Genomic DNA, 6,387 nt, shown 5'->3' with positions numbered 1-6,387 from the left:
CCCACAGTGCATTGGGCTATCGCCCGCCAGCACCTGAAACCATCATCCCAATGGATTACAGGCCGACGATGCACTAACAATCAATTTGGACCAGTCAGATGAGGCTGCTCAGTACTTCATAGCGATTTCAATATTGCTCGGGGTTTTGTACTTAACCTTCTACGGCCTACCTAGCCGACTAGTGTCGCTTGTCGAATATCGAGTGTTGGATCGAGATTTTTCCAACAATGGTAGATGGTTAAAAACCGGAATCTGGATTCAAAGCGTTCTGGACGATCCGAAAATTCTCTTTGTTGGAAACCTCACTGCGATCGTCAACATTTACGAGGTCCTGCCTCTTTCCATCACCCAGTTTTTTGGCGTTTTCACCATGCTTTGTTTCTACGCACTAGTTCTGTTCGTCCTAAAGCCAACAAAACTTACGTTCTTCAAAACTGGCGTTATATCGTACCTGCTAATGAGCCTCGGAGAAGGAGGTTTTTGGCTTACCCCAACATCTTTTATGCTGGGGTTAAATTTGGCTATTTGCGCTGCTATTTCACGGTTCGGAAGCACTCTTCCGAAAGCGAGAGAGCAAACTATAGGGACGTTGAAATTCAGGTCGGTCCATCGCCCAGAACTAGGATGAATAGACGAGCTCAATTTTCTTGGATCGTTCCCTCCGCATTAGAGGCCACCACCCTTCGCTCACACCTTCTCCATCAAACCGATCCGTGCTGTCGTCATCATAGGTGACGGTTACGTCAAACACGCCTGTCACTCCGGTCAGGCCGGGCTGATCCGCTTGGCGGGTGGAGGTGCTGCCGTTGGTGGTGATGTTCGATGTGGCCGCGCTGCCGTATTCCACCTGAGCGCCCCAGATATAGACGTCGATATCCGCGTTCACGTCCTCATACAGCATGAAAATGCGGTTCTGGCTGTTGGGAAGCGTCTGGGTATAGGTGAACCGCTGCCATTGGGTCGTGACCGAGATGGTCTTTGACGTCCCGTCCGAATGCCCAAAACGCATCGTAACCGGCGCGCTGGCGCGCAGCCAGACGCTGGCCGTGGCGACTCCGGCCGGGGCGGTGTCGGGTTTCAGGATGCCACCGCGCTTGCCACCCGCCCCTCCGGTCGTGTCCGCGCAGTTCCATTTCATCGCGGTCAGGGTCCCGTCAGGCGCGGGTTGCCCCCCGGTGAAACTGGGCTTGGCGGCGTAACCGGCCCAATAGGGCTGGGCGAAGTCGTTTGAATAAAGCAGGAGGTTCGTCGCCTCAGGCTCGAACAACGCCCCCTGGAATTCCCCGGTGCCAAACGCGTGGTCGCGCCTCAGCACATCTGCGGCAACGGTTTCCAATGCGCCCGACGCGTTCCCCCGCAGCGCCGCAGTTCCGCGCGCAAAGGTCAGGACCGACCCCAGCGCGACAGACGCGCCGGACCGCCGATAGACCTGCCGCTCAAAATCAAGCGACAGGGCCGCGGCGGGCCTTCTGCGGGACGGGTGCGACGTCACGGAAATATCCCGAGTCAGCTTCATGCGAGCACCATTGCGTGGATGCCCGCCGCCGTCGTGCCGGTTGCGTGAATGCGCAGCACGCCAACGGGCAGGATCGAGAAATCCGCCACATCGACTGTGCGCGTCTGCCCCCGAACGGTGGTCAGCACCACGGTGCCGCCCGTTTCGACATACAGCCCGATAGCCGCGTCCGGCAGGTCTGTGGTGTCGGATGGCGTGACCGGTGCAATGTCGCGCGCGGGACCGGACAGGCTGGAGACGCGGTTGGTGAAAGGGTTCGTCATCGTTCAGATCTCGCTGTGTTGTTCAATCAGCGGGACACTAGGAAAGACCGATTAATGACCTCAAATCACTGCGTGCGTTGCGTGTTCAGGCATTCTGGAGCGTACGGGCGATCAAGCCCGACATCTTTTCCTTGAAAACGGATGTATCAAAGCCCTGCGCAAGCGCGCGAATATCCTGCGGCGAACCTATCAGGGACGGGTCCGTTTCAAACCTGTCGATCGCGGCATTCAGTGCTTCGACGGTCTGGTCATTGAAGAGCAAACCGCTGACGACCTCGGCCACGGTGTCCAGCGCACCGCCGCGCCCATAAGCGATCACCGGGCGCCCGCTGGCCATGACTTCGACGGGGATAATCCCAAAATCCTCTTCACCGGGAAAGATCAGCGCGCGGCAATTTGCGAATTGCTTCTTCAGCTCGGGAAACGGGACCCGACCCAGAAAGGTGATGTTGGGGCCGGACTTACGCTCAAGCGTCTCTCGCATTTCGCCGTCGCCCACGACGACCAGCTTTCTGCCCGATTGGTTGAACGCATCAATCGCAAGATCAGCCCGTTTGTACGACACCATTTCCCCGGCCAGCAAATAATGCTCACCAACCTCATTCGAGATCTGGAATTCTTCGGTATCGACTGGAGGAAAGATAACGTCCGCATCCCGCCTGTAGTATTTGCCGATGCGCTGACGGATGAAGGACAAGTTGGCGATGAACTGATCGACCCGCGCGGCAGTTGATACGTCCCAGATACGCAGCTTGTGCGCCATGAATGGCATTGCCAGCCGCGCGATACGGCCAGCCTGTGCGCGGTACACGTGGTAGTGGTCCCAGATATAGCGCATCGGCGAATGGCAATAACTGATATGCGTCGCATCAGGACGTGGGATAATCCCCTTGGCAGGCCCGGATTCACTGGACAGGATCAGATCAAACTCCTGCATGTCCATAAGCTCCAGCGCCATGGGCATGAACGGAAGATACTTCTGATAATGCTTCTTCGCCCCGGGCAACCGACCGATGAACGTCTCGCGAACCTCGTGCTGCCGCACCTTTGCACTGACCTTTTCCGGATCATAGACATGGGTGATGATGACGGCGTCCGGATACATGTCCAAGAACGCCTCAAGCACCTTTTCGCCGCCGCGCATACCGACAAGCCAATAATGGACAATCGCGACTTTCACGTGGCTCAGCCCTTTGCGCCCTGACCGCGCGCGTATTTGTCTTCGTACCGAACGATGTCGTCCTCGCCGACATATGCACCTGTTTGGACTTCGATCAGGACCATCGGCACTTTGCCCGGGTTTTCCATACGGTGGACGGCACCCAACGGGATGTAGACAGACTGATTTTCGGCCACCAACTGGTCAGTGTCGTCGATGATGACACGCGCCGTGCCTTCAACCACAATCCAGTGTTCGGACCGGTGAAAATGGCTTTGCAGGCTAAGGGACGCGCCCGGATGCACGCAAATGCGTTTCACCTGAAAGCGGTCGCCAACAACAAGGCTTTCGAACCATCCCCAGGGACGGTGATCTTTTGGAAAGGCGGTGGCCTGCGGAACGTCTTTCTTCTTCAACGCAGACACGGCCTGTTTAACGTCCTGAGCCCGCGACGCATCCGCAACCAAAACCGCATCGTTCATGGCAACCGCGATGATGTTTTCCAAACCGATTCCGACGATTTCAAGCTGTTCGCTGTCCGACCGCAAAAGCGTATTCTGGCAGTCAATCGCTGTCGCACCATCGCTTGTGACAACGCCCTGTTCGTCAGGGCCGCTCTCGCGCCAGACCGCGTCCCAGCCGCCCAAATCAGACCAGGCCGAGTCAAAGGGTACCACGGATAGGTTGTCGGCTTTTTCCATCACCGCGTAGTCGATCGAAATGTCCTTGGCCTTTTGCCAATGAACCGGGTTCAAACGCAAAAAGCCCAGATCGGGTGTCGCGGTTTCGACCGATGCCTGAACAGGCTCAATCAGTTCTGGGGCGTGCTGCCGGAATGCTGCAATGATGTCGGCGGCGCGGAACAGAAAGATACCGGCGTTCCATTTGAAATTCCCTGCGGCCAGCATCTCGGTCGCGCGGGCCACGTCCGGTTTTTCGACAAACTGTTTCAGCGGAACCGGCGATCCGTCACTATCCGGCGCCGAGGCCAGTTCCAGATACCCATAGGCAGTCTCTGCGTGCGTCGGAGTAATGCCAAACGTCACCAGTTGACCGTTTGCCACCGCGTACAACCCACGGGCAACCGCGGCCTGAAACGCATCGGAATCTGGCACCACATGATCGGACGGAGCGACCAGTAGAATCGCATTCTCATCCTCGCTAAATGCCTGAATTGCAGCGGCCAGCACTGCAGGTGCGGTATTGCGACCTTCCGGTTCAATCAGGATTTTCCCCGGATCAATACCAATAGATTGCAGTTGTTCCGCAACGATGAATCGAAAGTCGGAATTGGTGAGCACAACAGGTGCAGCAAACCGTAGTTTTTCGGTTTTTCCAGACAGACGCCGCGCCGACGCTTGAAACAAGGTTTCCTCGCCAACAAGCGGAACGAATTGTTTTGGATAGCTTTTCCGGGACAAAGGCCACAGGCGCGTACCGGAACCACCGCAGAGAAGGACAGGTGTGATCAACATAAAAAGCTCGAAATTTGATTTACTTAAGGTGGTCCTAATAAATGAGACTCGCCCTGACAAGGGTTTGAATTCGAGGATACCGAAATCAAATGTCGTTAGGATGAAACAATATGCGTCGCCCAAATTTTAAGCCCGCGCGCTGTCGCCAGCGCGGTTTTACACCGCGGCGTTTCTTTCCCTAACCGAATGTAAACGGTTCGCTCTTGGCCCCAATGCGCCGGACTTAACCGCAGTTAATGACGTACAGAAAGAAACCTGGGTTCGCTTCCGTCTAGGCACACGGCGCTCAGGATGCCCGTCGCAAATGCTCCGGTATCGACAGAAATTCGACCACGCATGGCACTAGGCGTATCGACGATTGTATGACCGTAAATGACCCAGACCCCATCGCGGCGATCCGACTTCTGAAAAGAAGGATGCCCCCAAATCAGGACCTCTTCTTTTTGCTGATCGGCCGGGATATCCGGATCCGCACCGGCATGCGTCACCAGAACGTTGCCCGAAAGTTTACAGGTCGGGAGGTGTTCCAACCAACGGCGCAGGTCTTGACCCATGGCGTCTTGCAATCTGTCGCGGCAGTTGTGCAGCTCGGCGTCGTTCATCTCGGATCTCACGCCCCGGACGCCAAACGAGGACAATGTCTGTAATCCACCATAACGCAACCAACGAGGCCCGTGGTCTGCGGGATCGCTCAGAAATTTCAGCAACATATGCTCGTGATTTCCCTTGAGACAGGTGAAATCCGAACGCTCACTTACAAGGCGCAAAACGTCTGCGCTGTGCTCTCCCCTGTCTACGTAGTCCCCGACAAGGATGACGTGATGGTCCTGCGGAACTTGAGCCAGCATTTTTTCCAACTGGGCAATGCACCCATGGACATCCCCAATCACAAAAATCGGGGCATCGGGTTCCGGCGTCGAAAAACCCGCTGATTGATTAAATCGCTTGAGCAACGAAGACAGCACTATCGCGGCTTTCTCTTAAAAGGTGTTGGGCAAATCTGGTGATTTCAGCCGGTTTTAGTCCCGGTCGGAGAGTGATAGCCCCGCACACGCCCATGGGCAAGCATTGACCTGTCACGCGGTTCCACAGGGGGCTATTCCCATTCGAATAAGCTCGTTGCCCTTGACTTTATACACACCTCGGATGCGGTTTCGGGCCTTGTCCATAAACCATGACTTTAACGGTTCCGGATAATAATCCGCCATGACCCGGCTGAAATAGTCAAAATCTTCCGGTGGAAGTCGGCGACCACTTCGCGATGGCCCGTGAAACCCAAAGATCGTATTGGGATCGACACATGTGTCTGGCAGCCCAAGAAACATGGTGCAGGTTGAAAAACAAACCCGGCCCCGAATTTCAACCGAGACCCGATTCCTCTGTAAGTTCTCCAATTCGATCAGCCGATCATGCAAATACCCACCTCGATCATTGCCGACAACATACAGGCTTTGCGGGTTGGCAAAGGCTTGGAAAACCATACCAAATGTCAAAGTACTGACGACCAGACAGCTCACCGAAAACCGGCAACACAGCCCTTGTATATTTTTGCTTGTAGAAGCACCCCGTCCAAGCATCCCGACATCTCCAATCCCAGTTGCGGATTGGGTCTAAAGAGACGGGTTGCGACACACGCGGTCAGGTAGTGTCTTTTTTGCGCCTTAAATCAATAATTTAATCGGTATTTTCCGATCCCTTAAATTAATTTCTTGAGCCAATACTTAGGCTTCCTGTTCCGGGGATGACGACTAGTGCGAGAGTATTGTCCTGCCTTGCGAGCTTAGGACATCACTTTTGTGACCCTAGTTGTGCTCGATTGAGCCAACAATTCGGAGGGTTTGTTTAGGATTTGGTTGCGGGGAGAGGATTTGAACCTGTGGTCCGGCGCGTTGCGCGTTCGTCGGGTGATCGGTCCACTGGATCGATCACTCTTCCTCCTCACCCTTCAGGTTATGGTTTGAGGGGACCGTGGCC

5 protein-coding genes are annotated in these 6,387 nt (G+C 55.3%); all 5 read right to left on the bottom strand.

Features of this window, described 5'->3' with window-relative positions; translation table 11 throughout:
* Positions 1 to 619: 619 nt before the first annotated feature.
* A complete protein-coding gene (locus ACR0MS_RS20355; protein WP_480578106.1) occupies positions 620 to 1,516 on the bottom strand; it encodes a phage head spike fiber domain-containing protein in 897 nt (298 codons plus the stop codon).
* On the bottom strand, positions 1,513 to 1,779 hold the full coding sequence (locus ACR0MS_RS20350) for a spike base protein, RCAP_Rcc01079 family (protein ID WP_480578109.1): 267 nt from the start codon (positions 1,777 to 1,779) through the stop codon (positions 1,513 to 1,515). Before ACR0MS_RS20350 ends, ACR0MS_RS20355 begins: the two co-directional genes overlap by 4 nt.
* An 85-nt stretch (positions 1,780 to 1,864) precedes the next feature.
* On the bottom strand, positions 1,865 to 2,959 hold the full coding sequence (locus tag ACR0MS_RS20345; RefSeq protein WP_480578112.1) for a glycosyltransferase: 1,095 nt from the start codon (positions 2,957 to 2,959) through the stop codon (positions 1,865 to 1,867).
* 5 nt (positions 2,960 to 2,964) lie between these two features.
* Positions 2,965 to 4,413 (bottom strand): mannose-1-phosphate guanylyltransferase/mannose-6-phosphate isomerase, encoded by a 1,449-nt coding sequence (locus tag ACR0MS_RS20340; protein ID WP_480578114.1) that lies wholly within the window; start codon positions 4,411 to 4,413, stop codon positions 2,965 to 2,967.
* A gap of 233 nt (positions 4,414 to 4,646) precedes the next feature.
* Positions 4,647 to 5,303, bottom strand: coding sequence for a metallophosphoesterase family protein (locus tag ACR0MS_RS20335; protein ID WP_480591304.1), 657 nt, complete (start codon positions 5,301 to 5,303; stop codon positions 4,647 to 4,649).
* Positions 5,304 to 6,387 lie beyond the last annotated feature (1,084 nt).

Source organism: Ruegeria sp. CJ2, assembly GCF_056536745.1.
This window is presented reverse-complemented; position numbering and strand designations above follow the sequence as displayed.